This is a genomic window from Acidovorax sp. GW835-FHT14B10 (assembly GCF_058793725.1).
In genome coordinates, this window is sequence record NZ_JBXAGC010000015.1 from 77,565 (window position 1) to 102,541 (window position 24,977).

Consider the following 24,977-nt stretch of genomic DNA (forward strand, 5'->3'; position numbering starts at 1 on the left):
GGGTCAAAAGAATGGCACTTCAAAGGCGCGTCATGCTTATTCCTTACACTTCGCGCCTGTTTCGTTTTTTGGCCGGGCATGGCACGGTTGCACGGAGGCTGCACATGAAGTTTCGCTTTCCCATCATCATCATCGATGAGGACTATCGTTCCGAGAACACTTCGGGCCTGGGCATCCGCGCCCTGGCGCAGGCCATCGAGGCCGAGGGCTTCGAGGTGGTCGGGGTCACCAGCTATGGCGATCTGAGCCAGTTCGCCCAGCAGCAAAGCCGCGCCAGCGCCTTCATCCTGTCGATTGACGATGAAGAGTTCACCGCGAACGAGGGGCTCGATCCCATCGTGCTGAGCCTGCGCAACTTCATTGGCGAAGTGCGGCGCAAGAACGCCGAGGTGCCGATCTACGTGCACGGCGAGACCAAGACCAGCCGCCACCTGCCCAACGACATTCTGCGCGAACTGCACGGCTTCATCCACATGTTCGAGGACACCCCCGAGTTTGTGGCCAAGCACATCATCCGCGAGGCCAAGAGCTACCTGGAAGGCGTGCAACCGCCCTTCTTCAAGGCGCTGCTGGACTACGCCGAGGACGGCTCCTACAGCTGGCACTGCCCCGGCCACTCGGGCGGCGTAGCGTTCCTCAAGAGCCCGGTGGGCCAGATGTACCACCAGTTCTACGGCGAGAACATGCTGCGCGCCGACGTGTGCAACGCCGTGGAAGAGCTGGGCCAGCTGCTGGACCACAACGGCGCCATTGGCGAATCGGAGCGCAATGCCGCGCGCATCTTCAATGCCGACCACTGCTTCTTCGTGACCAACGGCACGTCCACGTCCAACAAGATGGTGTGGCATCACACGGTGGCGCCGGGCGACGTGGTGGTGGTGGACCGCAACTGCCACAAGTCCATCCTGCACAGCATCATCATGACCGGCGCGGTGCCCGTGTTCATGAAGCCCACGCGCAACCACTTCGGCATCATCGGGCCCATTCCGCAAAGCGAGTTCGAGCCTGCGGCCATCCAGGCCAAGATCCGCGCCAACCCCCTGCTCAAAGGCGTCGATCCGAAGAAGGTCAAGCCCCGCGTGCTCACGCTCACGCAGTCCACCTACGACGGCGTGCTCTACAACACCGAGACCATCAAGGGCATGCTCGATGGCTACGTGGACAACCTGCACTTCGACGAAGCCTGGCTGCCGCACGCGGCCTTCCATCCGTTCTATGGCAGCTACCACGCCATGGGCAAGAAGCGCATGCGCCCCAAGCATTCGGTGACGTACGCCACGCAGTCCATCCACAAGCTGCTGGCCGGCATCAGCCAGGCCAGCCATGTGCTGGTGCAGGACTCGCAGACCACCAAGCTCGACCGCCACCTGTTCAACGAGGCCTACCTGATGCACACCAGCACCAGCCCTCAGTACAGCATCATCGCCAGCTGCGACGTGGCCGCCGCGATGATGGAGCCGCCCGGCGGCACCGCGCTGGTGGAAGAAAGCATCCTTGAAGCCCTCGACTTCCGCCGCGCCATGCGCCAGGTGGAGGAAGAGTTTGGCAAGAACGACTGGTGGTTCAAGGTCTGGGGGCCGGAAAAGCTGGTGGACGAAGGCATTGGTCGGGCCGAGGACTGGATCATCCGCAGCGACAGCAAGAGCAAGAAGAACGGCAGCAAATGGCACGGCTTCGGCCAGCTGGCCGACGGCTTCAACATGCTCGACCCGATCAAGTCCACCATCGTCACGCCGGGCCTGAGCCTGGACGGCAAGTTCGACAAGACCGGCATTCCGGCGTCCATCGTCACCAAGTACCTGGCCGAGCACGGCGTGGTGGTCGAGAAGACGGGCCTGTACAGCTTCTTCATCATGTTCACCATCGGCATCACCAAGGGCCGCTGGAACACGCTGCTCACGGCGCTGCAGCAGTTCAAGGACGACTACGAGAAGAACCAGCCCATGTGGCGCATCCTTCCGGAGTTCTGCCAGCAGCACAAGCGCTACGAGCGCATGGGCCTCAAGGACCTGTGCCAGCATGTGCACGAGATGTATGCCAAGTACGACATCGCGCGTCTGACGACCGAGATGTATTTGTCGGACCTCACGCCGGCCATGAAACCCAGCGACGCGTTTGCGCACATTGCGCACCGCACCACCGAGCGCGTGGAGATCGACCACCTCGAAGGCCGCATCACCGTGGGCCTGGTCACGCCGTACCCGCCGGGCATCCCGCTGCTGATTCCGGGCGAGGTGTTCAACAAGAAGATCGTGGACTACCTCAAGTTCGCCCGCGAATTCGCCAAGCTGTGCCCGGGCTTCGAGACGGATATCCACGGCCTGGTCGAGGTGGAGGATGAAAGCGGCCAGGTGCGTTATTACGCCGACTGCGTGGCCGAAAAATTCGCCAGACAACCCAAGCCACTGACCACTTCCGACAACCTGGTTCAGAAGGGCGACGATGGCCCTTACGGCCGCAATGTGTGACGGCTCCAGCGGCCGTTGCGGTCGCTGGATTTTTGGTTGAATTGGCTGCCAGCCGCTCGCCCGTTCAACCCGTTCAATTCACCTTGCCGGCATGTCCTCGCGCACCCGCACAAAGCTGGCAAAGCGCGGCAGGCCGCCGTCGTGGGTGCCGCGAAAGCGGTAGGTCACCCAACTGCCCGCGGGCGGCGGGTTTTCGCGGTCGGCATCGCTGAACCCCGCCCCCAGCCGGAAACGCTGGCCGGTGGGCATTTCGACCAGCAGCGCACCCATGCGCCCGGCGTGTTTGCCCTGGCCGGGCAGGTGGGCCACCACGCGGGCCTCGGTGTCCTCGTGCGTCTTGAGCTTGATGAGATCGTCGCTGCGGCCTGCGCGGTACAGCGATGCGCCCCGGTGCAGCATCAACCCCTCGCCACCGGCGCGCACGGTGCGCGCCAGCAGCGCCTGCAGGGCCGCGTCGCTGGCCACGCGCCGTTGTGGCACGGCCTGCACCCAGGGCTGGCCCAGGTGCTCGACGAGGGCGGCCAGGGCCGGCAGGCGCTGGTCGAACGTGCCGCCGTGCGCGGGCAGGTCAAACACCATGAAACGCATCTGGCGCCAGGCCGTGTCGTCGGCTTGTTGCTGGCGCGCGGTGGACTGGGCGTGGCTGAATCGTGCGCGCCCGGCCCACAGCTCGCCGTCCATCGGCACCTCGGGCCAGCCAGCGGTGAACCAGGCAGGGGCCTGCACCGTCTCGCCGCCCCGGGTGCGCAGCGTGCGGCCATCCCAGAAGCCGCGCACGCCGTCGTATTTCTCGCTCACCCAGTAATCCTGCAGCGCAAGGCCGGGGCGATAGACCTGGGCCAGCAGCAGGGCGGGTGCGTCTGCGGCCAGCGCGGGCAGGGCAGGAAGGGCGGCAAGCGCCAGCAGGGCGAGGCAGCTTCTGCGGTGCATGGTGCGATTGATCATCTGGCTGCTGGGGCTGTATCTGTAAGCGCCAGCCGCCGATTTGACCAAGAATCCCGGCGGGCGGTATTCAGACCTGGTCGGCACTCAGGCCTGCCGTCTGGCTGAAGCCGCCGTCCACATAGCTGATCTCGGCCGTCATGCCGCTGGCCAGGTCGGACAGCAGGAAGGCCGCCACGTTGCCCACGTCCTCGATCGTCACGTTGCGGCGCAGGGGCGCGGCGTCGGCCACGCGGCCCAGCAGCTTGCCGAAGTCCTTGATGCCGCTGGCCGCCAGGGTCTTGATGGGGCCGGCGGAGACGCCGTTGACGCGGATGCTGCGGCCGTCTTCGGTGCGGCCCACGGCCTCGGCCAGGTAGCGCACGCTGGCCTCCAGGCTGGCCTTGGCCAGGCCCATGGTGTTGTAGTTGGGAATGCTGCGCAGCGCGCCCAGGTAGCTCAGCGTGAGCAGCGAGGACTTGTCGTTCAGGTAGGGCAGGGCGGCCTTGGCCATGGCCGGGAAGCTGTAGGCGCTGATGTCGTGCGCAATGCGAAAGCCTTCGCGCGAGAGGCCTTCGAGGAAGTTGCCGGCAATCGCCTCGCGCGGCGCAAAGCCGATGCTGTGCACGAAGCCATCGAATTGGGGCCATGCCTGGGCCAGGTCGGCGAACATGCGATCGATCTGCTCGTCGCTGCCCACGTCGCAATCAAAGATCAGCTTGGAGTCGAACTCGGCGGCAAAGTCGGTGATGCGGTCCTTGAAGCGCTCGCCCACGTAGCTGAAGGCCAGCTCGGCGCCCTGGGCGTGGCAGGCCTTGGCGATGCCGTAGGCGATGGAGCGATTGGACAGCACGCCCGTGATGAGCAGTTTCTTGCCGGTCAGAAAACCCATGGTTGTTCTCCTGTGGAATGCGATGTGGGGGGCAACGGCGGGGGCGGCACGGCTGCGGGAGATGTCCCCGCAGTCTGCGCAAAGGCAACGCTGAACCAGTCCCTCGCGTGCCGCGCATCCCTGGCTTTGGGCGGTCTGCAGCGTTGCAAATGCTCGCAATAGCTGCGGCTATTGCTGTGCTTTGCGCCTTGCAGCCCATCCCAAACCAGTGCGTGCACCATCGCGGTGACTTATTCAGCGTTGCCTGATGCCCCGCCGACGTAGTGCAGAATTGTCGCATGCGGTTTTGGCTGACTTTCTTGCTGATGGGGTGTGCTGTGCCAGCCTGGGCTGCGCATGCCTATGCACTGTGGGGCGCGCCGCGCTACCCGGCCGGGTTCACGCATTTCAGTTACGTGAACCCCGATGCCCCCAAGGGCGGCGAGCTGCGGCTGGTGAGCAACCTGCGCACCTCCACTTTCGACAAATACAACCCGTTCACCATCAAGGGCAGCGCGCCGGCCTACCTGTCGTCGCTGATGTTCGACTCGCTGCTGGCGGGCTCCATGGACGAAACCGCCACCGGCTACGGCCTGTTGGCCGAGGATGTGGAGGTGGCGCCCGACGGGCTTTCGGCCACGTTCCGCCTGCGGCCCGAGGCGCGCTTTCACAACGGCAAGCAGGTGGTGGCGCAGGACGTGAAATACAGCTACGACACCCTGGTGGGCCCCTTCACGTCGCCCGCCTACAAGACCACGCTGATCGATGTGGCGGGGGTCGATGTGCTGGACGAGCGCACGGTGCGCTACCGCTTCAGGCAACCCAACCGCGAGCTGCCGCTCACCGTGGGCGGCCTGCCGGTGTTCAGCCGCGACTGGGGCGTGGAGAACGGCCAGGCCAAGCCCTTCGACCAGGTGGTGATGGACATTCCCATTGGCAGTGGGCCCTACAAGATCGGCCCGGTGCGCTTCGGCAAGGACATCACCTACGTGCGCGACCCGCAGTACTGGGCGCGCGACCTGAACGTGCGCAAGGGCACGGCCAACTTCGACCGCATCACCGTCAAGATCTACAAGGACGCCACCGCGCGGCTCGAAGCCCTCAAGGCCGGCGAGTTCGACCTGATGCGCTTTTTCAGCGCGGGCGACTGGGCGCGGCGCGTGAATGGCAAGAAGTTCGACACCGGCGAGCTGGTCAAGGGCGAATTCGCCCACAAGCTGCCCTCGGGTTTCCAGAGCTATGTGCTCAACACGCGCCGCCCGCTGTTGCAGGATGTGCGCGTGCGCGAGGCCCTGGGCCTGGCGATCGACTACGAGTGGATGAACCGCCAGATGTTCTACGGCGCCTACCAGCGGGTCAACGGCCTGTTTGGCAACACCGCCTGCGAGACCCGCGGCACGCCGTCGCCGCAGGAGCTGGCGTTGATGGAGCCGTTTCGCAAGGACATTCCAGCTGCGGCCTTTGGCCCCATGACCGTGCCACCGCGCACCGACGGGGATTCGTCGCTGCGCGCCAACCTGCGCCGCGCGCAGCAGCTGCTGAAAGAAGCGGGCTGGGAGGTGCGCGAGGGGGCCCTGCGCAATGCCCAGGGGCAGGCCATGGTGCTGGAATACATGGACAGCAACGAGGGCGGCGTGCGCACCGTCACGCCCTGGATGCGCAGCCTCGAAAAGCTGGGTATCACGCTGCGTTTCCGCTCGGTGGACTTTGCGCTGTACCAGCAGCGCCTGCAGAAGTTTGACTTCGACATCACCTCCATGGCCTTTCAGGGCACGCACAACCCGGGCCAGGAGTTTGCCGACCTGTTCGGCAGCAAGGCCGCCGATACCGAGGATTCGGGCAACTTCGCCGGCGTGAAGAACCCGGCGGTGGACGCCATGATCAAGGCCATGACCGCGGCCAGGACCGAGGCGCAGCTGCTGCCCGCCTGCCATGCCCTGGAGCGCATCCTCGCGCACAGCCACTACCTGCTACCCCAGTGGACGGCGCCCACCCACCGCATGGCCTACAACGGCTGGCGCCTGGCCAGACCCGCCACGGTGCCGCCCTACACCAGCGGCGAGGGCTGGGTCATCGACACCTGGTGGGCACGCAAATGATGCCCCCACGCGCCACCGTTGCAGGGGTCGCTGCCCCCCAAGGGGGCTGGCCTTGCTGGGGGCGGCCCGGCGCGGCGGCCGGCCGCCCTGCGACAAGAACCAGGGATTGATTCAATATGTTCGCCTACATCCTCAAGCGTGTCCTGCTCATGCTGCCCACCCTGCTGGGCGTGCTGCTGCTGACCTTTGTGGTGATCCAGTTCGTGCCCGGCGGCCCGGTGGAGCAGTACATGGCCGAGGCCAAGGCTGGCGCGGGTGGTGGTGGTGCCGAAGGCGGCGGCCTGGCCTACCGGGGCGCGCAGGGCGTGGACCCGAAGCGGCTGGAGCAGATCAAGGCGCTGTATGGCTTCGACAAACCCGCGCACGAGCGGTTTTGGCAGATGCTGGGCCAGTTCGCGCGCTTTGACCTGGGCAAGAGCTTCTTCCAGAACAAGGACGTGTGGCAGCTGGTGGTGGAGAAGCTGCCCGTTTCCATCAGCCTGGGGTTGTGGACCTTCTTCATCAGCTACCTTGTGGCCGTCCCCCTGGGTGTGGCCAAGGCGGTGCGCGCGGGTTCGCGCTTTGATCTGGTGACCACGCTGCTCATCCTGGTGGGCTATGCCATTCCGGGCTTCGTGCTGGGCGTGGCGCTGCTGGTCATCTTTGGCGGGCAGTTGCAGTGGTTCCCGCTGCGCGGGCTGACTTCGTCGAACTGGGAGGAGTTGAGCTGGGGCGCGCGCATCGTGGACTACCTGTGGCACATCACCTTGCCCATCACCGCCATGGTGCTGGGCAGCTTTGCCGTCACGGCCATGCTGACCAAGAACGCGTTTCTGGAAGAAATCCGCAAGCAGTATGTGCTGACGGCGCGCGCCAAGGGCCTGAGCGAGCGCCAGGTGCTGTGGAAGCATGTGTTCCGCAACGCGCTCATTCCCATCATCACGGGGTTTCCAGCAGCCTTCATCGGCGCGTTCTTCGCGGGCTCGCTGCTGATCGAGACGCTTTTCTCGCTCGACGGCCTGGGCCTCTTGAGCTACGAAAGCGTGATCCGGCGCGACTACCCCGTGGTGCTGGGCACGCTGTATTTGTTCACGCTGATCGGGCTGGTGACCAAGCTGATTTCCGACCTGTGCTACGTGTGGGTGGACCCGCGCGTGAAATTCGATTGATGGTCGATCGAGAGTTGGACATAATAAGTGCCCAACTTGTCCATATGAGGGGTTCATCATGACCTGGAACATCGCCAGCGCCAAGCAGCAATTTTCTGAAGTGGTGCGCCTGACCGCCGAGGAGCCCCAGGCCATCTACAACCGAGATAAGCCGGTGGCGGTAGTCATCTCCGCAGAGGAGTTCGAGGAATTCAAGAAGTGGAAGGCCGAGCGGCTGCGGCCAACACTCCTGGAGTTGTTTGCCGATATCCGTGCCTCGTTGATTGCGGAAGGAGCGCAGGATGGCATCGAAATGCCACCACGCTCCGACCGCTACAACCCGCTTGTGGATGATCCTCATTACTGGGATGAACCCGATGCAGCGCCTGTCTGAGTGAGTCTTCAGCCATGTACCTTGTCGATACCAACGTTATTAGCGAACTAATGCGCCCTGCGCCACACGAGGGTGTCCTGCGCTGGGCGGCAAGCCTCGATCGCGGGGCAGGGGACTTCGCCGCTTCGGTCGTATCGTTCCATGAAATCGTCTTTGGCCTCTCGCACAAGGCCTGGCCGCGCTCACTGGAGCGTTTCAACGTGCTTGCTGCCCACAGTGTGGTGCTGGATGTAACGGAAACCGTGGCCCGCCGGGCGGGAGAAATGCGTGGCCAACTCGCAGCGCGCGGTCAAGCGCGCCATCTGGCCGACATGCTGATTGCCGCTACCGCCCAGGTGCACGCCCTCACGCTGGTCACCCGCAACGTGCGCGACTTTGATGGATGCGGCATTGCAGTGCTGAATCCTTTCACGCCATGAATCTGGCGATGGCCCCCGCATCGCTTTCCCCCTCCCGCCGCGCCTGGCTGCGTTTCAAGCGCAACCGCCTGGGCTACTGGAGTTTGCTCATTTTTTGCGCGCTGGTGCTCGTGAGCCTGTGCGCCGAGCTGGTCAGCAACGACCGGCCGCTCATCGTGCGCTACGAGGGGCAGACCTACTTTCCCATGCTCAAGGACTACCCCGAGAAGACCTTTGGCGGTGACTTCGAGACGCCCACCGACTACCTCGATCCCTTCATCCGCGAGCGCATCACGCAGGGCAGCAACTGGGCGCTGTACACCTTGAACCCCTACGGCCCGAACACGCTCAACTATTTCGCCAAGGCGCCCAATCCCTCGGCGCCCACGCCGGACAACTGGCTGGGCACCGACGACCGCGGGCGCGACCTGCTGGCGCAGCTGATCTACGGCTTTCGCGTGAGCGTGCTGTTTGCGCTGGCGCTCACCGTGACGGGCGTGGCGCTGGGCGTGGTCACCGGCGCCATCCAGGGATTCTTTGGCGGCAAGACGGACCTGGCGTTTCAGCGTTTCATCGAGATCTGGGGCTCCATGCCCGAGCTGTACCTGCTCATCATCTTCAGCGCGGTGTTCGCGCCCAGCATTTCGCTGCTGCTGATCTTGCTGAGCCTGTTTGGCTGGATGGGGCTGAGCGACTACGTGCGCGCCGAGTTTTTGCGCAACCGCCAGCTCGATTACGTGAAGGCGGCGCGCGCCCTGGGCGTGGGCAATGCGCAGATCATCGGGCGCCACATTCTGCCCAACAGCCTCACGCCCGTGGTCACCTTCTTGCCGTTTCGCATGAGCGCGGCCATCCTGGCGCTGACGTCGCTCGATTTCCTGGGCCTGGGCGTGCCGCCGGGCACGCCCAGCCTGGGCGAGCTGCTGAGCCAGGGCAAGAACAGCATCGATGCCTGGTGGATTTCGCTCAGCACCTTTGGCGTGCTGGTGGTTACCTTGCTGCTGCTGACCTTCATGGGCGACGCGCTGCGCGATGCGCTCGACCCCCGAAAGGCCGACAAATGATGGCCCCCACGCTCGGCACTGGCGTGTCCTCGCTGCCCCCCGAGGGGGCTCTCGCCGCCGTCGGAAGCGCGCCCGGCGGCGGCTCGGCGGCCAGCATGCCGCTGCTGCAGGTGCGCAACCTCACCGTGCGCTTTGGCGCCAAGGAGGTGGTGCGCGGTGTTGGCTTCAGCATCGCGCCGGGCGAGAAGCTGGCGCTGGTGGGTGAATCCGGCTCGGGCAAGACCATCACGGCTTTGAGCCTGCTGCGCCTGGCGGGTGATGCAAAAATCAGCGGCCAGGCCATGCTGCGCGGGCGCGACCTGCTCTCCTTGTCGGAGCGCGAGATGCGCGGTGTGCGCGGCGGTGACATCGCCATGGTGTTCCAGGAGCCCATGACGGCGCTGAACCCGCTGATGACCATCGGCCAGCAGATTGCCGAGGTTCTGGAGTTGAAAAGGGCTTTGGCGCCCGCCCAGTCTGCGCAGGAAGCGATTGAGTTGCTGGCAAAAACCGGCATCCCCGAGCCTGAGCGACGGGCCAACAGCTTTCCGCACCAGTTGAGCGGCGGCCAGCGCCAGCGCGCCATGATCGCCATGGCCCTGGCCAGCGAGCCCGCGCTGCTGCTGGCCGACGAACCCACCACGGCGCTCGATGTCACGCTGCGCGGCCAGATCCTGGATTTGCTTTCCGATTTGCAGCGCCAGACCGGCATGGCCGTGCTGCTCATCACGCACGACCTGAACCTGGTGCGCCGCTTTGCCGACCGCGTGGCCGTGATGGAGCAGGGCGTGCTGGTGGAGCAGGGCCGCGTGGCCGATGTGTTTGCTGCCCCGCAGCATGACTACACCCGCCGCCTGATCGCCAGCCAGCCCCGGCGCGATGTGGTGGAGGCCGAACCCGCCGAAGGCACTGCCCCTGTGGTGCAGGCGCAAAACCTGCGCGTGGTTTATCCCACGCCCTTGCCCGGCGTGCGCGGCTGGTTCAAAAAAGGTGAATTCGTCGCCGTGCAGGGGGCCACGCTGCAACTGCTGCCCGGCCGCACGCTGGGCGTGGTGGGCGAATCGGGTTCGGGCAAATCCACGCTGGCGCAGGCCATTTTGGGCCTGCTGCCGCATGGCGGCGAGCTGGCGGTGGCGGGGCAGGGCTGGCAGCAGCCGGCCGCGCGCAACACGCCCGCCAACCAGCAGCTGCGCCGCCAGGTGCAGGTGGTGTTCCAGGACCCGTTCTCCTCGCTCTCACCGCGCCTCACCGTCGAAGAGATCGTGGGCGAGGGCCTCCAGGTGCACGAGCGCGCGCTGGACATGGCGGCGCGTCGTGCCAGGGTGGAGGCTGCGCTGGCCGAGGTGGGGCTGACCCAGGCGCAGTTCCCCGGCCTGCTGGCGCGCTACCCGCATGAATTTTCCGGCGGCCAGCGCCAGCGCCTGGCCATTGCCCGCGCCCTCATCGTGCGGCCGCGCGTGCTGGTGCTCGACGAACCCACCAGCGCGCTCGATGTCACCATCCAGCAGCAGGTGCTGGGCCTGCTGCAGCGCCTGCAGCGTGACAAGGGCCTGAGCTACCTGCTGATCACGCACGACGTGGACGTGATCCGCGCCATGGCGCACGACGTGCTGGTGATGAAGGATGGCGAGGTGCTGGAAAGCGGCACGGTGGCCCAGGTGCTGGATGCGCCCCGGCAAGCCTACACCCAGCGCCTGGTGGCAGCGGCCGCAGTGCCGGGCTGACGCACTGCGCGCGCGAGTGCCTGTCGTGCGGCCATCCTGCCTACCGCAGGTAGGAGCGCAGCACGGTGGTCACCTGTTCCATGCCTTCGTCGCGTGCCGCATCCGACAGCCCCTGCGCGCCCACATGCTCGCGCAGGTGGCCTTCCAGCACCTGGGCCATCAGGCCATTGACGGCACCGCGGATCGCGGCGATCTGCTGCAGCACGGCGGCGCAGTCGGACTGCGCCAGCAAGGCTTTTTCGAGCGCGCTGGCCTGGCCCTGGATGCGGCGCACGCGTGCCAGCAACTGCTTGTGTCCGGTGATGGTGTGTGCCATGGAATTGGGGGGGTGGTGGATACTGGGGTGGAGTATATTGCGGGGCATTTTCATCCCCCTCCACTCCATGCCATCCACTGCCACATCCTCTGACGGGGCCCATTCCCACCACTTCCACCAGGGCAACCCGCTGGCCGAGCGCAACACGCGCTGGGCCGTGGCCCTGACCGTCGCGATGATGGTGGCCGAGATCACCGGGGGCTGGGTTTTCAACTCCATGGCCTTGCTGGCCGATGGCTGGCACATGAGTTCGCACGCGCTGGCGCTGGGCCTGTCGGCCATGGCCTACGCGGCGGCGCGGCATTACGCGCACGACCAGCGGTTTTCGCTGGGCACCTGGAAAATCGAGGTGCTGGCAGGCTACACGAGCGCGCTGGCACTGGTGCTGGTGGCGGGCGTGATGCTGGTGCAGTCGCTGCAGCGGCTGCTGGCGCCCCAGCCCATCCACTACGACGAGGCCATCGCCATTGGTATGGTGGGCCTGCTGGTCAACCTGGCCTGCGCCTGGCTGCTGCGCGGTGGTCACCACCACGGACACGATCATGGCCATTCCCATGGGCATGACCACGGCCATTCCCACGGGCATGCGGGCCACCACCAGGACCTGAACCTGCGTTCAGCCTACCTGCATGTGCTGGCCGATGCCGCCACCTCGGTGCTGGCCATCGTGGCGCTGTTTGGCGGCAAGCTGTGGGGGGCGGACTGGCTGGATCCGGTGATGGGCATCGTGGGTGCGGTGCTGGTGGCCGTGTGGGCCCAGGGCCTGCTGCGTGATACGGGCAAGGTGCTGCTCGATGCCGAGATGGACGCACCGGTGGTGGCGGAAATCCGCGAGGTCATCGCGGCCAGCCCCGTGCCGGCGCGCATCAGCGACCTGCATGTCTGGCGCGTGGGCCGGGGCGACTACGCGTGCGTCCTGTCGCTGGTCACGTCGCCCGGCGTGGCGCCGGAATATTTCAAGCAGCAGCTGCGCGTGCACGAGGAGCTGGTGCACATCACGGTTGAGATCCATGCGCCTGGCGCGGCGGTGCCGGCCTGATTTCCCGCCGTCACTTTCGGCCGTCGCCTGGTGCCGGGGCAGAATCCCCTGCAGGGCGCGCGTGCGCACCACCTTCACAGACCCATGGCCATGCAATTCAGCGACCTTGACAGCGATACCGAAGACACCGTGCACACGCCCCAGGAGCGCGCTGCCGCCGCATCGCGCAGCACCTGGGTGAGCGTGGGCGTCAACCTGGTGCTGTCCACCATCCAGATCGTGGTGGGCGTGCTGGCCAAGTCGCAGGGCCTGATCGCCGATGGCATCCACTCGCTGTCCGATCTGGTGGCCGATTTCGTGGTGCTGTTCGCCAGCCACCATGCCAAAAAGGATGCCGACGAGGGCCACCCCTACGGCCACCACCGCTTCGAGACGGCGGCCTCGCTGGTGCTGGGCCTGCTGCTGCTGGCGGTGGGCGTGGGCATGGTGTGGTCGGCGGTGGTCAAGCTGGAGAACCCGCAAACGGTGCCGCAGGTGCATAGGGTGGCCCTGTGGGTGGCCGGTGCTGCGCTGTTAGGCAAGGAGCTGCTGTTTCGCTACATGCTGGCCGTGGCCAAGCGCGTCAAATCCAGCATGCTGGTGGCCAATGCCTGGCACGCGCGCTCGGATGCGGCCTCGTCGCTGGTGGTGGGCATCGGCATTGCCGGCAACCTGGCCGGCTATCCCATCCTGGACCCGATTGCCGCGCTCATCGTCGGCTTCATGGTGGGCAAGATGGGCTGGGAGTTTGGCTGGGATGCGCTGCACGACCTGATGGACCGTTCGGTGGACGAGCAGGAGGTGCAGGCCATCCGCCAGACGCTGCTCGGCACCCCCGGCGTGAGCGGCGTGCACGACGTGCGCACGCGCAAGATGGGCGACATGATCGTGGTCGATGCCCACCTGGAGGTGGACGCCGCGCTCACCGTGGAAGCCGGCCACGACATCGCCGTGCAGGCGCGCCAGCGCGTGCTGCAGCGCCACCGCGTGCTCAACCTCATGACCCATGTGGACCCGTGGCGCCGGCCCGATCGGGACCACGCCTCGCCTTTGGTGCGCGGCAGCGCCGTGGCGCCGTAGGCGCTCTTTGCTGGGGCGCAGGGCGGGCCGGAGTCAGCGTCCACCCGGCCCGGGCAGGCGGGGCCGCACCAGGCTTCGATCCGTGCGCCGGCATTCGGCCAGGGCGGCGGGCACTTCGGGGCGTGGCGGGTCGGCCAGCGCCACCAGGCCAAGGAAATCAAAGTCGAAATCGTGCTGGCCTTGCTTGGGGCGGCATGGCGCTGGCGGCCGGCTGCGCCATGCTTGCAAAGGTTTGCTCGTCCGGTCCTGCGGGCAGTTTGGCCATCGGCACGGCTTCGCCGGTGAGCAGGGATTCGTCCGTTTCGAGCAGGCCCTCGATCAGCAGGGCGTCAGTGGCGATGCGGTCGCCCTCGTGCAGCACCCGCAGTTCGCCGCGCACCACGTCGCGCACGATGGCCAGCGTGGATTTGGGCGCGCTGCCCGGCAGCAGATCAGGGCTTGCGCGCCACCAGCCCCAGCAGGGCGGACGGGCCGCTGTGCTGGGTGCCCTCGCTCAGCACCGCCTCATAGTCGCGCAGCTCGATGATCTCCAGGCCGGTGAAGGCCGAGCGGATCATCTCCGGCGTGTACAGGTGCGACAGGATGGGCGGCCCACCGGTCTTGTATTCCAGTTGCCGGGGCGTATAGCCCTGCAGCACCAGCACGCCACCGGGCCTGAGCGCTGCCACCATGTGGGCGAACAGGCGCGCGCGCATGGCGGGGTCGGCAAACTGCACAAAGATGGCCACCACGGCGTCGTAGCCGGCAGTGGGCCAGGGCCACTGGTCGCAATCGGCCACGCTGTAGTGCACGGTGACCTGGGCTGCTGCGGCCATTTCCCGCGCCCGGCCCACGCCCACGTCCGAGATGTCGAACGCGTCCACCTGCAGGCCCTGGCGCGCCAGCCAGACGCTGTTGCGCCCGTCGCCATCGGCCACGCACAGCACGCGGCCACCGGGCGCGAGATGGTGGGCCTGGGCACGCAGGTAGTCGTTGGGCTCCTGGCCAAACAGGTGGGGGTCGCTCGCGTAGCGCTGGTTCCAGGTGGCAGCGGCGTCGGGGAAGGGCGTTGCGGTCATGGTGGATGCCTTGTGCAATCGGTGGGTCGGAACGAACAGGCGGGTCGCTTGCCGTTGTCGTTCACGGTGATGGTGGGCCGATGGCGCCACAGGCCGCAATTTTGCCCTGCGTAGGAGGTGGTTTTGTAGTGAAAATGGCCTTTGGCGCTCTTGCGTAAAGCGCTGATAGCTGTTGAATTGATAGTATTTGATCTGCTCGCAGGTCTGCGGGGAATGGGCCTCCTGGGCGCAGCACAATCAGCCGGTCAGGAAACCGGAGCCAACGCCATGAGCCAGCCCCCCGCCGAATCGCCCGCCAACCCGGTCCGTGCCGGCGCCCTCCGTGCCCGGCTGCACCCGGACGTGCTCAAGCTGGGCCTGGTGAGTTTTCTCACCGACCTGAGCTCCGAGATGATCTTCTCGGTGTTTGCCGTCTTCTTCACCACCGTGGCCGGCGCCTCGACGGCGTTGCTGGGGCTGATCGAGGGCCTGGCCGATTTTTCGGCCTCGTCGCTCAATTACCTGGCCGGCTGGCTGTCGGACCGCAGCGGCCGGCGCAAGTGGTTTGCCCTGGCGGGCTACGGCTTTTCCACGCTGGCCAAGATGATCCTGCTGGTGTCGTCGTCGATCGCGGGGCTGGCGGTCTTTCGGGTCATCGAGCGGCTGGGCAAGGGCTTTCGCGGCCCGCCGCGCGATGCCTGGCTGTCATCGATGGCGGCCACAGCATCGCGCGGCTATGCGTTTGGCGTGCACAAGGCGCTCGACAAGGCGGGTGCGGTGCTGGGTCCGCTGGTGGCCTATGGCCTGCTCCAATGGCTGGGCGAATCGGCCAGCACCTACAGCCTGTTGTTCCTGGTGGCGTTCGTGCCGGCGGTGGTCAGCGTGGTGGTGCTCACGCGCATCCCCGACCAGCGCGGCCAGCCCCATGCGCGCGAGAGCGTGCGCGAGAACTGGCAGCAGCTCAGCCCGGCGTTCAAGCGCTTTCTGCTGCCGGCGGGGGTGTTTGCCCTGGCGTACTTCAGCCTTGGCTTTGTTTTGCTCCGGGCCCACAGCGTGGGCTTTGGCATGACCGACGTGGTGCTGCTGTATGCGCTGTTCAATGCTGTTTGCGTGGTGGCCGCGCCGCTGGCGGGAAGGTTGGGCGACCGGGTGGGGCGCCGCCGCATCGTGCTGCTGGGCTATGCGCTGTATGCGGCCCTCAACCTGTGGCTGGTGCTGGCGGACAGCCGCTGGGAAATGGTGGGCATCTTCTGCCTGTACGGCGTGTTCTATGCCATCGAGGATTCGCAAAGCAAGGCCTTCATCGCCGATCTGGAACCCGAGCGCCGCGCCACCGCCATGGGCGTCTACAACTTTGTGACGGGGGGCCTGTATCTGCCCGCATCGCTGGTGGCGGGTGCACTGTGGGCGGTGGCGCCGGGGCTGGCCTTCGGGTTGGCTGCCGTGCTGTCGGTGGCGGCCATGGTGGTGTTGGGGGTGCTTCGGCCTGCCGCAGCCGGGCGCCACTGAGCACCACTGGGCGCCCGCGCACCGCATCTTTCCGCGACAACTTACATTGGAGCCATGGAGAAAAAACACACCTTTCACCGCAGCGACCTGGTGCGCATTGCCATCGATGCCATGAAGGAGCGCGGCCTGGAGCCCGAGTTTCCGCCGCGCGCCCTGCAGCAACTGCAGACCATCGCGGCCGCCGGGCAGGATGACGACCCGCGCATCCGCGACCTCACGGCACTGCCCTGGTGCTCGATCGACAACGATGACTCGCTCGACCTCGACCAGCTCACGGCCTGCGGCCCCTTGGGCAATGGCGCCGTGAAGATCTTTGTGGCGGTGGCCGATGTGGACGCCCTGGTCCAGAAGAACTCGGCCATCGACCAGCATGCGCACACCAACACCACGTCGGTCTATACCTCGGCGCGGGTGTTTCCGATGCTGCCCGAGCGCCTGTCCACCGACCTGACGTCGCTGAACCCGGGGCAGGAGCGCCTCGCCATCGTGACCGAAATGGTGGTGGATGCCGAAGGCGCGGTCACCCATTCCACCGTGCACCGGGCGCGGGTGCGCAACCATGCCCAGCTGGCCTACGACGCCGTGGCCGCATGGATCGAGGGCGAGGGCGACCTGCCCGAGGCCGCGCGCGCCGTGCCCGGCATGGACGCGCAGCTGCGCACCCAGGACACGGTGGCCCAGCGCATGCGCGCGCGCCGGCGCCAGCAGGGCTCGCTGGACCTGGAAACCTTCCAGCCCCGCGCCGTGTTCGACGGCGACCGCGTGGTGGACATCCGCCAGCAGGAGCAGAACCGGGCGCGCCAGCTCATCGAAGAGTTCATGATCGCCACCAACACCTGCACGGCCCGGTTTCTGGCGCAGCACGGCGGCGCCGCCTTGCGGCGGGTGGTGCGCTCGCCCGAGCGCTGGCTGCGCATCGTGGAAGTGGCCAGCAAATACGGCGAGGCGTTGCCCAAAACACCCGATTCGCGTGCGCTGGAGGGTTTTCTGGCGCGCCAGCGCCAGGCCGATCCGCTGCGCTTTCCCGATCTGTCGCTGGTCATCATCAAGCTGATGGGGTCGGGCGAGTATGTGGTCGAGCATGCCCGGGGCGAGCCCATCGGCCACTTCGGCCTGGCGGTGCGCGACTACACGCATTCCACGGCGCCCAACCGCCGTTACCCCGATCTCGTCAGCCTGCGCATGGTCAAGGCGTTGCTGTCGGGCGAGCGCCCGCCCTATGGCCTGGCCGAACTGGCCACGCTGGCCGAGCATTGCACCCACCAGGAAGACGCGGCGCAGAAGGTGGAGCGCAGCGTGCGCAAATCCGAGGCAGCGCTGTTCCTGCAGGGGATGATCGGCCAGAAATTTGACGCCATCGTCACGGGCCGCACCGACAGCGCCACCTGGGTGCGCATCTTCACGCCGCCGGCCGAGGGTCTGCTGGTGGCGGGCGAGTTCAACCTGGAGGTGGGGCAGAAGATCCGCGTGAAGCTGACCAGCGCCAACGTGGAGCGCGGTTTCATCGATTTCGAGCAGGCGCGCTGAAGTTCGGTGCCCATCCGGCGCCAGCGTCCGTGCCCCCAGCAGGAGACTTCACCATGGCCAAGCGATCCTTTCCCCTGTCCAGGGTGTATGGGCTGCTCGAACCCGGCCCGGTGCTGCTGCTGAGCACGGCGCACAAGGGGCGCATCAACGCCATGGCCATGTCCTGGCACACCATGATGGAGTTCGAGCCGCCGCTGGTGGGCTGCGTGGTCAGCAGCCGCGATTTCAGCTTCACGGCCCTCAAAACCACGCGCGAGTGCGTGCTGAACATCCCCGCCGTGGAGCTTGCGCAGAAGGTGGTGGCCTGCGGCAACAGCTCGGGCCGCAGCGTGGACAAGTTCACGGCGTTCGGCCTGACGCCCGAGCCCGCCTCGCTGGTGGCCGCGCCGCTGATTGCCGAGTGCCATGCCCACCTCGAATGCAAGGTCGTGGACACGCGCCTGGTGAACCGCTACAGCTTCTTTGTGCTGGAAGTGGTCCAGGCCTGGGCCGATCTGGCCTGCAAGGACCCGCGCACGCTGCACCACCGGGGCTGGGGCGCCTTCATGGTGGCGGGCGAAACGATCCGGCTGCCGTTCACAATGAAATAGCCAGGTCCGCCTTTGGTCCACTGCGGTCATCCGCCACACTGGTGCATTCAGCGCAAGGAACCTCCATGAACGAACCGTCACCCATTCATCCTTCCGCCGCCCCCGGCGCAGCGGCGGCGGCTGCCGAAATCGATATCCGCACCCGTTTCCATGACCTGCGGGCCCACGCCGGCCCGCAAGTGGCCATCACGGTGCTGCACATCGGCGCCGAACACACGGCCATTGCCACCGGGCAGGGCGACGAGGCCTCCGCGTGGCTGGTGCTGGACATTGGCGCGCACAAGACGGCGCGGCAATTTTTCAAGCGCAGCCCGCCCACGCCGCTGGAGATGGAACACGCCATCGCCACCGTCGAGGACGAGGTGATCCGCGCGGTACCGGTGCTGGCGCCAGGCACGGCCTTGCTGTGCGCCGATGCGCCGGTGCGCGAGGTGGCCCTGCTGGCAGGGCTGGCGCCGGGTGAGCGCATGGCGATGCCGCTCGATGCCATGGAACGTGTGTTCGAGCGCCTGGCCGCCGTGGCCGAAGGCCGCCCGGCCGTGCGCGAGGGTTTGCCGCAAGGCACCGATTTCGCCGCCGCGCTGCTGATCCTGCGCGAGTTCATGCACCACCTGCGGTTTGGGGCGGTCACCGTGGTGCCGTGATGGCGGCCCGGGGTCTTTCGATCCATGGGGTCTGGTGGCCGGGGTAGAGTTGCACGCCCGTATGTGTTCCTTTTGTTTCCGCCAGAGTCTGCCCATGATGAATTGCCCGCGCCGCCCCCTGCGCACCCTGTTGTCGTTACTGTGGGGAGCCACCCTGGGCGCATGTGCCCTCGCTGCCGCGCCAGCCGGCGCTGCGCCCGAAACCCCTGCCACAAATGCCAGCGCCATGGCGCCCCGCGTGCTGGCCTGCACCACCTGCCATGGCAAGCAAGGCCGCGCCACGCAAGACGGCTACTTTCCGCGCATTGCGGGCAAGCCGGAGGGCTATCTCTACAACCAGCTGATCAACTTCCGGGATGGGCGGCGCAGCTACCCGCAGATGGCCTACCTCATCGAGCACCTCACGGACGGCTATCTGCGCGAGATCGCCACCCATTTCGCCGCGCTGGAGGTGCCCCATGCGCCGCCCCCCGCGCCCCAGGCTGCGCCGCAGGTGCTGGAGCGCGGGCGCCTGCTGGTGCAGCAGGGCGATGCGGCGCGCCAGCTGCCTGCCTGCGTGCAGTGCCACGGCCCGGCGATGACGGGGCTCAGCCCGTCGATTCCCGGCTTGCTGGGTCTGCCGCGCGACTACCTCAACAGCCAGCTCGGGGCCTGGCAAACCGGCCAGCGCCGCGCCCAGGCACCCGATTGCATGGCCGCCATTGCGCGCCAGCTTTCGCCCGAGGAGGTGAGTGCCGTATCGGCCTGGCTGGCGGCCCAGCCGGTGCCCGGGGGCGGCAAGGCGGCCGAGCGGCTGGCAGGGCCGATGCCCGTGCGCTGCGGTGGGGTGGATGGCGTGCCGGTGGTTGGCGCGGCGGCGCGCTGAAGGGGGCATGGCATGAAACGCATCCTCTGGACGATCTCTTCCACCATGGCGGCCCTGGGCCTGGGCGCCGCCGCCGTGGTGGCGCTGAATTTGCGCGGCGAAGCGCCGTTGACCACCGGTGAAACCCTGCAAAGCACGCCCGAGCGGGTGGCGCGCGGCGCATACCTGGCCCGCGCCGGCAACTGCATGGCCTGCCACACCGTGCAGGGCGGCGCACCCTATGCGGGTGGGCGTGGCATCGATACGCCATTTGGCGTCATCCACACCTCCAACCTCACGCCCGACAAGGCCACCGGCATTGGCCTCTGGTCGGCCGCCGAGTTCTGGCGCGCGCTGCACAACGGCCGCTCCAAGGACGGGCGCCTGCTGTACCCGGCGTTTCCCTATACCAGCTACACGCAGGTGACGCGCGAGGATTCCGACGCCATCTACGCCTATCTGCAAAGCCTGCCCGCCGTGGAGCAGGCCAACCGGCCGCATGCGCTGCGCTTTCCCTACAACACCCAGGCCGCGCTGGGCGTGTGGCGGGCGCTGTTTTTTACCGCCGGGCCGCCCCAAGGTAAAAAAGCGGCCACCTCGGGGGGCAGCGACCCGCGAAGCGGCGGAGCGTGGGGGCCAAGCCTTGTACCCGGTGCGCCACCGCATGAATCCACGCAAAGTGCCGAGTACAACCGGGGCGCCTATCTGGTCAACGGCCTGGGCCATTGCGCCGCCTGCCACACGCCGCGCAATGCGCTGGGCGCCAGCAGCCAGGCGCAGGCCTTCAGCGGGGGGCTGATTCCGGTGCAGAACTGGTATGCCCCGGCCCTCAATGCCGCCGCCGAGGCGGGCGTGGCGCAGTGGCCTGTCGAAGATGTGGTGGCTCTGTTGAAAACCGGCGTGGCGCCGCAGGGCTCTGTCACCGGGCCCATGGCCGAGGTGGTGTTTCGCAGCACCCAGTACCTGAGCGATGCCGATGCGCAGGCGATCGCCGTGTACCTGCGGGCGCTGCCGCAGCAGGCCCCCACTGCCGCGGCGGTTGCCAGGCCGTCGGCCGCCACGCTCGCACGCGGGGGCAAGGTGTACGAGCAGCACTGCGCGCAGTGCCATGGCGACAGGGGCGAGGGCCAGCCGGGGGCCTTCCCGGCCCTGGCGGGCAACCGCGCCGTGGTGCTGCAAGACCCCACCAATCTGGTCCGCGTGGTACTGCAGGGCGGCTATCTGCCGGCCACGGCGGGCAACCCGCGCCCGCATGGCATGCCGCCCTTCATGCAGGTGCTGGGCGACGAGGATGTGGCGGCCGTGAGCACCTTTGTGCGCAATGCCTGGGGCAACCAGGCCGGCGCAGTGGGTACCATCGGCGTCTACCGTGCCCGGGAGCGGCGCGGGTCTTGAAGGAGAACCCCCCGATGCACAGCCCGGCCGCGTTGCCCGAATCCCCCCCCGTGGCCCCTGGCTGCGGCTGGTGGGCGGTGTGCCTGTGCGCCAACTGGTGCGGGACCTGCCGCGACTACCGGCCCTTGTTCGACGAACTGGCCAGAGCGCACCCGCAAATGCGCTTTGAGTGGGTGGACATCGAGGACGAGGCCGAGCTGGCCGGGGACCTGGATGTGGAGACCTTTCCCACCTTGCTGATCGCCGATGGCGCCACGGCGCGCTTCCTGGGCCCGCTGCTGCCGCAGGCCCCCGTGCTGGCGCGCCTGCTGGCCAGCCTGCAGGCCGCCACACCAGGAGGCGGGGCAGGCGCTGAAGCACAGGCGGTGTTCGAGCGTGTGCGCGCAGCGCGCAGCGCCTAGTGGCCGGAATCTGGGGCGACCGGGGCTCTTGCGGGCCCACCAGTGCGGATCTTTTATTCCTGTTTCATCGCTGTCAGCGCTGATGTTGAAAGCGCTAGAGGCAGTTTTTGCTTGATATTTCCTATGGCGTGCTCCCCGTGGTTCCACCTCCCATCGCTGCAGGCCCGGTGCGACAAGGGCGCCTGGTCGCGTGGCATGGATCTCTACGGCCGGGCGGAGGTGGTCCGCATCGACATCGAAGCCGATGGGGAGGGGCGCTGGCGGATCGAGGGCGAGGTGCAGGGCAGCCTGTCCATGCCTTATCAGGTGTCGGCAGAGCTGGCCATGGCGCCCAATGGGCAGGTCAAGCAGTGGTCAGGAGACTGCACCTGCCCCGTGGGCGTGGATTGCAAGCACGCCATCGCGTTGACTCTGCAGGCTGCGCACGTACATCCGGCGTCCATGCAGACGTCTGCCCCAGCCGTCGATGCCCTGAAAGCGCTGCAGGAGCGCAGGCAGGCCACTGCACGCGCCGAGGCCGATGCGCGGCTGGTGCGCTGGTTGCAGGACTGGGACCGTGCCGCAGGCGAACCTGTCTCGTCCCTCCCGGGCACCCGACCGGATCGGCCCGAACAATACCTGTACCTGGCCTCCACCGTGGGGTTGCCGCGCGCGGCCTCGAAAACCCTGCCGCAGATGCAGCTGGAGGCGGTGGTGTCCTACCCCAAGGTCACCGGCGGCTGGGCCAAGCCCCGACAGATCCGCACCCAGCCGGGCCCGGGGCAGGCGGTGTATGACAGCGCCAGCGAAGCCGACCGCCAGGTGCTGCAACTGCTGCGCGCCATGCCGCGCGGCATGGGTTACTACTCGGCCTACAGCGCAGCGCCAATGGCGGTGCTGGAAGGGACTGTGGGTGTGCTGGCGCTGCAGCAGGCGGCCGGCACCGGCCGCCTGTTTGCCGACGCGGGGGGCTCCACCGTGGGCGCCCCGCTGCGCTGGGGTGACCCTTTGCCCATCACCTGGGCATGGCGCGAGGCCACGCCTGCCGCCGGGGGCGAAAGCACCTGGGTCCTGGGCGCCACTCTGCCAGGCGCTTCGGCCACGCTGTGCGGCAACAGCCCCCCGCTGTACCTCGATGCCGCCCAGGGTGTGTGTGGCACGGTGCAGGCCGATGGCCTGAGCGCCGCCCAGCTGGCCCTGCTGCTCAAGGCACCGGCGCTGGACGCCGCAGCGCTGCAAAAGCACCGGGCCGAGGTTGCCAGCCGCCTGGGCGGTGTGCTGCCGTTGCCGCCGGTGCTGGCCCCGCTCACCCGCGTGCAGGGCATCGCGCCCGTGGCGCGCCTGCACCTGGCGCCCGTGCCTGCGGGTGAAGTACCAGACCTGGGCCTCATCACCGCCCGGCTGCGGTTCGACTACCAGGGCCATGTGGGCTGGTGGGCCGGGCAGGCGCTGGACGTGCTGGTGGCAGCGGAGGACGGCGGCCAGGTGCTGCTGCAGCGCGATCCCAGGGCCGAGCTCGGCGCCATCGAGCGGCTGATGGCCCTGGGCCTGCTGGCCACCGACGACGGCCTGTTCGGCATCCCCGGCGAACGCCCGCAGCACGACTGGATGCACTGGGCCGACAACGGTTTCGGGGTGCTGCGTGGCGCGGGCTTCGCAGTCACATGGGATGCGGCGCTGAACGGCTGGATCAGGCACGCCGACACGCTGGATGTGGCGCTGCAGCCCGAAGGCGAGGAGGAGGCCACCTCGCCCTGGTTTGCGCTGTCGCTGGGCATGGAGATCGATGGGGTGCGCCACAACATCCTGCCGTGGCTGCCCGACCTGATTGCGGCTGCTGCGACCCAGCCGCCGGACCCCGCCACCGGCCTGCCCCAGCTGCCGTCGCATGTGTATCTGCCGGCGCAGGCGGGGACCGGTTTTGTGCGCCTGCCCACCGATGCGCTGCGGCCCTGGCTGGCTGCGCTGCTCGACCTGGTGGGTGACCGGGCCCATGATTTCAATGGCGGCCACCTCAGGCTTGCGCGCATGGACGCCCTGCGCACCAGTGCCGCGCTGGGCGAGGGCGCGGTGTGGGAGGGGGCGGACACCCTGCGCGCCATGGTGATGCAGCTGCGGGGGGCCAAGGCGTTGCCCGAAGTCCCATTGCCCGCCAGCGTGCACGCCACGCTGCGGCCCTACCAGCAGCAGGGCCTGAACTGGCTGCAGTTCCTGCGTGCCCACGGCCTGGCCGGTGTGCTGGCCGACGACATGGGCCTGGGCAAAACCTTGCAGGCCCTGGCGCATATCCAGGTGGAAAAAGAGGCGGGGCGCCTGACGCACCCCGCGCTCATCATTGCGCCCGTGAGCCTCCTGGGCAACTGGCAGCGCGAGGCGGCGCGGTTTTGCCCGGGCCTGCGCAGCCTGGTGCTGCACGGCGCGGGCCGGCATGGGATGGCCCATGCGGCGGCCGGGCACGATCTGGTCATCGTCCCGTATTCGCTGCTCCAGCGCGACCGCGAGCGCTGGCTGGCACAACCATGGCACCTGGTGGTGCTCGACGAGGCCCAGAACATCAAGAATGCCAGCACGCATGCCGCGCAGGTGGTCAGCCAGTTGAATGCGCGGCACCGGCTGTGCCTGTCCGGCACGCCCCTGGAAAACCACCTCGGCGAGGTCTGGAGCCTGTTTCACTTTCTGATGCCCGGTTTTCTGGGCAGCCAGCAGCGCTTCAGGGAGCTGTTTCGCAATCCCATTGAAAAACTGGGCGACAGCGCCCGCATGGCACAGCTGCGTGCGCGCATCACACCGTTCCTGCTGCGCCGCACCAAGGCGCTGGTGGCCGGCGAGTTGCCGCCGAAGATCGAGACCGTGATGCCGGTGGAACTGGCCGGTGCGCAGGCCGACCTGTACGAAACCATCCGCCTGGGCATGGAAAAAACCGTGCGTGAAGCCTTGCAGTCCAAGGGGCTGGCCCGATCGCAGATCACCATCCTCGATGCGCTGCTCAAGCTGCGCCAGGTCTGCTGCGACCCGCAGCTGCTGCCGCTGGATGCCGCCAGGAAGGTCAAGGCCTCGGCCAAGCTGGAGCAGCTGATGGCCTTGTTGCCTGAAATGCTGGCCGAGGGGCGGCGCATTTTGCTGTTCTCGCAATTCACCAGCATGCTCACGCTGATCGAGGTCGAGCTGAAAAAGCGCAAGCTGCCCTGGGTCAAGCTCACGGGGCAGAGCCAGCGGCGCGATGCGATCATCGAGCAGTTCACCAGCGGGCAGGTGCCGTTGTTCCTGATCAGCCTCAAGGCGGGCGGGGTGGGGCTGAACCTGCCGCAGGCCGACACGGTGATCCACTTCGACCCCTGGTGGAACCCGGCCGTTGAAGCCCAGGCCACCGACCGCGCCCACCGCATCGGCCAGACGCAGAGCGTGTGGGTGATCAAGTTGGTGGCGCAGGGCACCATTGAGGAGCGGATCTTGGCGCTGCAGGAACGCAAGGCCCAGCTGGCGGGTAGCCTCTACAGCGGGTCTGCGGCGCGCAGGGAGCCGCTGTTCACCGAGACCGACCTGGCGGAGTTGCTGCAACCGCTATCACTGTCATAGCTGCCCGCGCTGCTTG

Annotated in this window: 22 protein-coding genes; 17 read left to right on the forward strand and 5 right to left on the reverse strand. The window is 67.3% G+C overall.

The annotated features are described in order from the left end of the window. Window positions 1-104: 104 nt before the first annotated feature. Window positions 105-2,468, forward strand: coding sequence for an arginine/lysine/ornithine decarboxylase (locus tag AC1Q5S_RS13240; protein ID WP_026437363.1), 2,364 nt, complete (start codon window positions 105-107; stop codon window positions 2,466-2,468). A gap of 78 nt (window positions 2,469-2,546) precedes the next feature. Here AC1Q5S_RS13240 and AC1Q5S_RS13245 read toward each other — a convergent pair whose 3' ends face one another. Beyond that, the gene (locus tag AC1Q5S_RS13245) at window positions 2,547-3,398 is read right to left on the reverse strand and encodes a DNA ligase (protein WP_026437364.1); all 852 of its coding nucleotides are present in this window, start codon (window positions 3,396-3,398) and stop codon (window positions 2,547-2,549) included. 82 nt (window positions 3,399-3,480) lie between these two features. Further along, window positions 3,481-4,281, reverse strand: coding sequence for an enoyl-ACP reductase FabI (fabI, locus tag AC1Q5S_RS13250; protein WP_026437365.1), 801 nt, complete (start codon window positions 4,279-4,281; stop codon window positions 3,481-3,483). Window positions 4,282-4,559: 278 nt separating this feature from the next. On the opposite strand from fabI, the gene AC1Q5S_RS13255 reads away from it, so the two are divergent. The 6 genes from AC1Q5S_RS13255 (at window position 4,560) to AC1Q5S_RS13280 (ending at window position 11,045) form a co-directional block, all read left to right on the forward strand. Beyond that, entirely contained in the window at window positions 4,560-6,359 is a 1,800-nt protein-coding gene (locus AC1Q5S_RS13255) for an extracellular solute-binding protein (RefSeq protein ID WP_422205514.1), read from the forward strand. A gap of 116 nt (window positions 6,360-6,475) precedes the next feature. Beyond that, window positions 6,476-7,507, forward strand: a complete 1,032-nt coding sequence (locus tag AC1Q5S_RS13260; protein ID WP_026437367.1) for a microcin C ABC transporter permease YejB — start codon at window positions 6,476-6,478, stop codon at window positions 7,505-7,507. A gap of 58 nt (window positions 7,508-7,565) precedes the next feature. Continuing rightward, a complete protein-coding gene (locus tag AC1Q5S_RS13265) occupies window positions 7,566-7,880 on the forward strand; it encodes a type II toxin-antitoxin system Phd/YefM family antitoxin (protein ID WP_303833304.1) in 315 nt (104 codons plus the stop codon). Between the two features lie 14 nt (window positions 7,881-7,894). After that, a complete protein-coding gene (locus tag AC1Q5S_RS13270; RefSeq protein WP_303833306.1) occupies window positions 7,895-8,299 on the forward strand; it encodes a type II toxin-antitoxin system VapC family toxin in 405 nt (134 codons plus the stop codon). Next, window positions 8,296-9,342 carry an ABC transporter permease gene (locus AC1Q5S_RS13275; RefSeq protein ID WP_303833308.1) on the forward strand — a complete coding sequence of 349 codons (1,047 nt, stop codon included), beginning with the start codon at window positions 8,296-8,298 and terminating at the stop codon, window positions 9,340-9,342. The genes AC1Q5S_RS13270 and AC1Q5S_RS13275 overlap by 4 nt, the downstream gene beginning before the upstream one ends. Before the next feature lie 95 nt (window positions 9,343-9,437). Further along, window positions 9,438-11,045 (forward strand): ABC transporter ATP-binding protein, encoded by a 1,608-nt coding sequence (locus tag AC1Q5S_RS13280; protein WP_303833348.1) that lies wholly within the window; start codon window positions 9,438-9,440, stop codon window positions 11,043-11,045. Between the two features lie 40 nt (window positions 11,046-11,085). Here AC1Q5S_RS13280 and AC1Q5S_RS13285 read toward each other — a convergent pair whose 3' ends face one another. Next, complete coding sequence (locus AC1Q5S_RS13285; protein WP_303833309.1) at window positions 11,086-11,361, reverse strand: metal/formaldehyde-sensitive transcriptional repressor; 276 nt, start codon at window positions 11,359-11,361, stop codon at window positions 11,086-11,088. Window positions 11,362-11,428: 67 nt separating this feature from the next. On the opposite strand from AC1Q5S_RS13285, the gene dmeF reads away from it, so the two are divergent. Then, on the forward strand, window positions 11,429-12,400 hold the full coding sequence (gene dmeF, locus AC1Q5S_RS13290; protein ID WP_303833310.1) for a CDF family Co(II)/Ni(II) efflux transporter DmeF: 972 nt from the start codon (window positions 11,429-11,431) through the stop codon (window positions 12,398-12,400). A gap of 90 nt (window positions 12,401-12,490) precedes the next feature. Further along, entirely contained in the window at window positions 12,491-13,459 is a 969-nt protein-coding gene (locus AC1Q5S_RS13295; RefSeq protein WP_422205526.1) for a cation diffusion facilitator family transporter, read from the forward strand. Window positions 13,460-13,616: 157 nt separating this feature from the next. Here AC1Q5S_RS13295 and AC1Q5S_RS13300 read toward each other — a convergent pair whose 3' ends face one another. Next, window positions 13,617-13,850 (reverse strand): P-type ATPase actuator domain-containing protein, encoded by a 234-nt coding sequence (locus tag AC1Q5S_RS13300; protein ID WP_492238993.1) that lies wholly within the window; start codon window positions 13,848-13,850, stop codon window positions 13,617-13,619. Between the two features lie 40 nt (window positions 13,851-13,890). After that, a complete protein-coding gene (locus AC1Q5S_RS13305) occupies window positions 13,891-14,517 on the reverse strand; it encodes a class I SAM-dependent methyltransferase (protein WP_303833315.1) in 627 nt (208 codons plus the stop codon). A 267-nt stretch (window positions 14,518-14,784) separates the two neighbouring features. Between AC1Q5S_RS13305 and AC1Q5S_RS13310 the strand changes: the two genes are divergently transcribed. The 8 genes from AC1Q5S_RS13310 to AC1Q5S_RS13345 all read left to right on the forward strand — a co-directional run bounded on the left by AC1Q5S_RS13310 (window position 14,785) and on the right by AC1Q5S_RS13345 (window position 24,961). Next, window positions 14,785-16,005 (forward strand): MFS transporter, encoded by a 1,221-nt coding sequence (locus tag AC1Q5S_RS13310; protein ID WP_492238994.1) that lies wholly within the window; start codon window positions 14,785-14,787, stop codon window positions 16,003-16,005. A 54-nt stretch (window positions 16,006-16,059) separates the two neighbouring features. After that, window positions 16,060-17,532, forward strand: a complete 1,473-nt coding sequence (locus AC1Q5S_RS13315; RefSeq protein WP_303833318.1) for an RNB domain-containing ribonuclease — start codon at window positions 16,060-16,062, stop codon at window positions 17,530-17,532. Window positions 17,533-17,585: 53 nt separating this feature from the next. Further along, the gene (locus AC1Q5S_RS13320; protein WP_492238995.1) at window positions 17,586-18,122 is read left to right on the forward strand and encodes a flavin reductase family protein; all 537 of its coding nucleotides are present in this window, start codon (window positions 17,586-17,588) and stop codon (window positions 18,120-18,122) included. A gap of 65 nt (window positions 18,123-18,187) precedes the next feature. Further along, complete coding sequence (locus AC1Q5S_RS13325) at window positions 18,188-18,766, forward strand: acetate and sugar kinases/Hsc70/actin family protein (protein WP_303833320.1); 579 nt, start codon at window positions 18,188-18,190, stop codon at window positions 18,764-18,766. A gap of 94 nt (window positions 18,767-18,860) precedes the next feature. Continuing rightward, window positions 18,861-19,631, forward strand: coding sequence for a c-type cytochrome (locus AC1Q5S_RS13330; protein WP_303833321.1), 771 nt, complete (start codon window positions 18,861-18,863; stop codon window positions 19,629-19,631). 12 nt (window positions 19,632-19,643) lie between these two features. Next, window positions 19,644-21,005 (forward strand): cytochrome c, encoded by a 1,362-nt coding sequence (locus AC1Q5S_RS13335; protein WP_492238996.1) that lies wholly within the window; start codon window positions 19,644-19,646, stop codon window positions 21,003-21,005. Window positions 21,006-21,019: 14 nt separating this feature from the next. Beyond that, window positions 21,020-21,406, forward strand: coding sequence for a thioredoxin family protein (locus tag AC1Q5S_RS13340; protein ID WP_303833323.1), 387 nt, complete (start codon window positions 21,020-21,022; stop codon window positions 21,404-21,406). A gap of 123 nt (window positions 21,407-21,529) precedes the next feature. Then, window positions 21,530-24,961, forward strand: a complete 3,432-nt coding sequence (locus AC1Q5S_RS13345; RefSeq protein WP_492238997.1) for a DEAD/DEAH box helicase — start codon at window positions 21,530-21,532, stop codon at window positions 24,959-24,961. Window positions 24,962-24,977 lie beyond the last annotated feature (16 nt).

Coding starts and splice junctions, on each gene's coding strand:
- AC1Q5S_RS13240 (WP_026437363.1), top strand. CDS start 105: ATGAAGTTTCGCTTTCCCATCATCATCATCGATGAGGACTATCGTTCC.
- AC1Q5S_RS13245 (WP_026437364.1), bottom strand. CDS start 3,398: ATGCACCGCAGAAGCTGCCTCGCCCTGCTGGCGCTTGCCGCCCTTCCT.
- fabI (WP_026437365.1), bottom strand. CDS start 4,281: ATGGGTTTTCTGACCGGCAAGAAACTGCTCATCACGGGCGTGCTGTCC.
- AC1Q5S_RS13255 (WP_422205514.1), top strand. CDS start 4,560: ATGCGGTTTTGGCTGACTTTCTTGCTGATGGGGTGTGCTGTGCCAGCC.
- AC1Q5S_RS13260 (WP_026437367.1), top strand. CDS start 6,476: ATGTTCGCCTACATCCTCAAGCGTGTCCTGCTCATGCTGCCCACCCTG.
- AC1Q5S_RS13265 (WP_303833304.1), top strand. CDS start 7,566: ATGACCTGGAACATCGCCAGCGCCAAGCAGCAATTTTCTGAAGTGGTG.
- AC1Q5S_RS13270 (WP_303833306.1), top strand. CDS start 7,895: ATGTACCTTGTCGATACCAACGTTATTAGCGAACTAATGCGCCCTGCG.
- AC1Q5S_RS13275 (WP_303833308.1), top strand. CDS start 8,296: ATGAATCTGGCGATGGCCCCCGCATCGCTTTCCCCCTCCCGCCGCGCC.
- AC1Q5S_RS13280 (WP_303833348.1), top strand. CDS start 9,438: ATGCCGCTGCTGCAGGTGCGCAACCTCACCGTGCGCTTTGGCGCCAAG.
- AC1Q5S_RS13285 (WP_303833309.1), bottom strand. CDS start 11,361: ATGGCACACACCATCACCGGACACAAGCAGTTGCTGGCACGCGTGCGC.
- dmeF (WP_303833310.1), top strand. CDS start 11,429: ATGCCATCCACTGCCACATCCTCTGACGGGGCCCATTCCCACCACTTC.
- AC1Q5S_RS13295 (WP_422205526.1), top strand. CDS start 12,491: ATGCAATTCAGCGACCTTGACAGCGATACCGAAGACACCGTGCACACG.
- AC1Q5S_RS13305 (WP_303833315.1), bottom strand. CDS start 14,517: ATGACCGCAACGCCCTTCCCCGACGCCGCTGCCACCTGGAACCAGCGC.
- AC1Q5S_RS13310 (WP_492238994.1), top strand. CDS start 14,785: ATGAGCCAGCCCCCCGCCGAATCGCCCGCCAACCCGGTCCGTGCCGGC.
- AC1Q5S_RS13315 (WP_303833318.1), top strand. CDS start 16,060: ATGGAGAAAAAACACACCTTTCACCGCAGCGACCTGGTGCGCATTGCC.
- AC1Q5S_RS13320 (WP_492238995.1), top strand. CDS start 17,586: ATGGCCAAGCGATCCTTTCCCCTGTCCAGGGTGTATGGGCTGCTCGAA.
- AC1Q5S_RS13325 (WP_303833320.1), top strand. CDS start 18,188: ATGAACGAACCGTCACCCATTCATCCTTCCGCCGCCCCCGGCGCAGCG.
- AC1Q5S_RS13330 (WP_303833321.1), top strand. CDS start 18,861: ATGATGAATTGCCCGCGCCGCCCCCTGCGCACCCTGTTGTCGTTACTG.
- AC1Q5S_RS13335 (WP_492238996.1), top strand. CDS start 19,644: ATGAAACGCATCCTCTGGACGATCTCTTCCACCATGGCGGCCCTGGGC.
- AC1Q5S_RS13340 (WP_303833323.1), top strand. CDS start 21,020: ATGCACAGCCCGGCCGCGTTGCCCGAATCCCCCCCCGTGGCCCCTGGC.
- AC1Q5S_RS13345 (WP_492238997.1), top strand. CDS start 21,530: ATGGCGTGCTCCCCGTGGTTCCACCTCCCATCGCTGCAGGCCCGGTGC.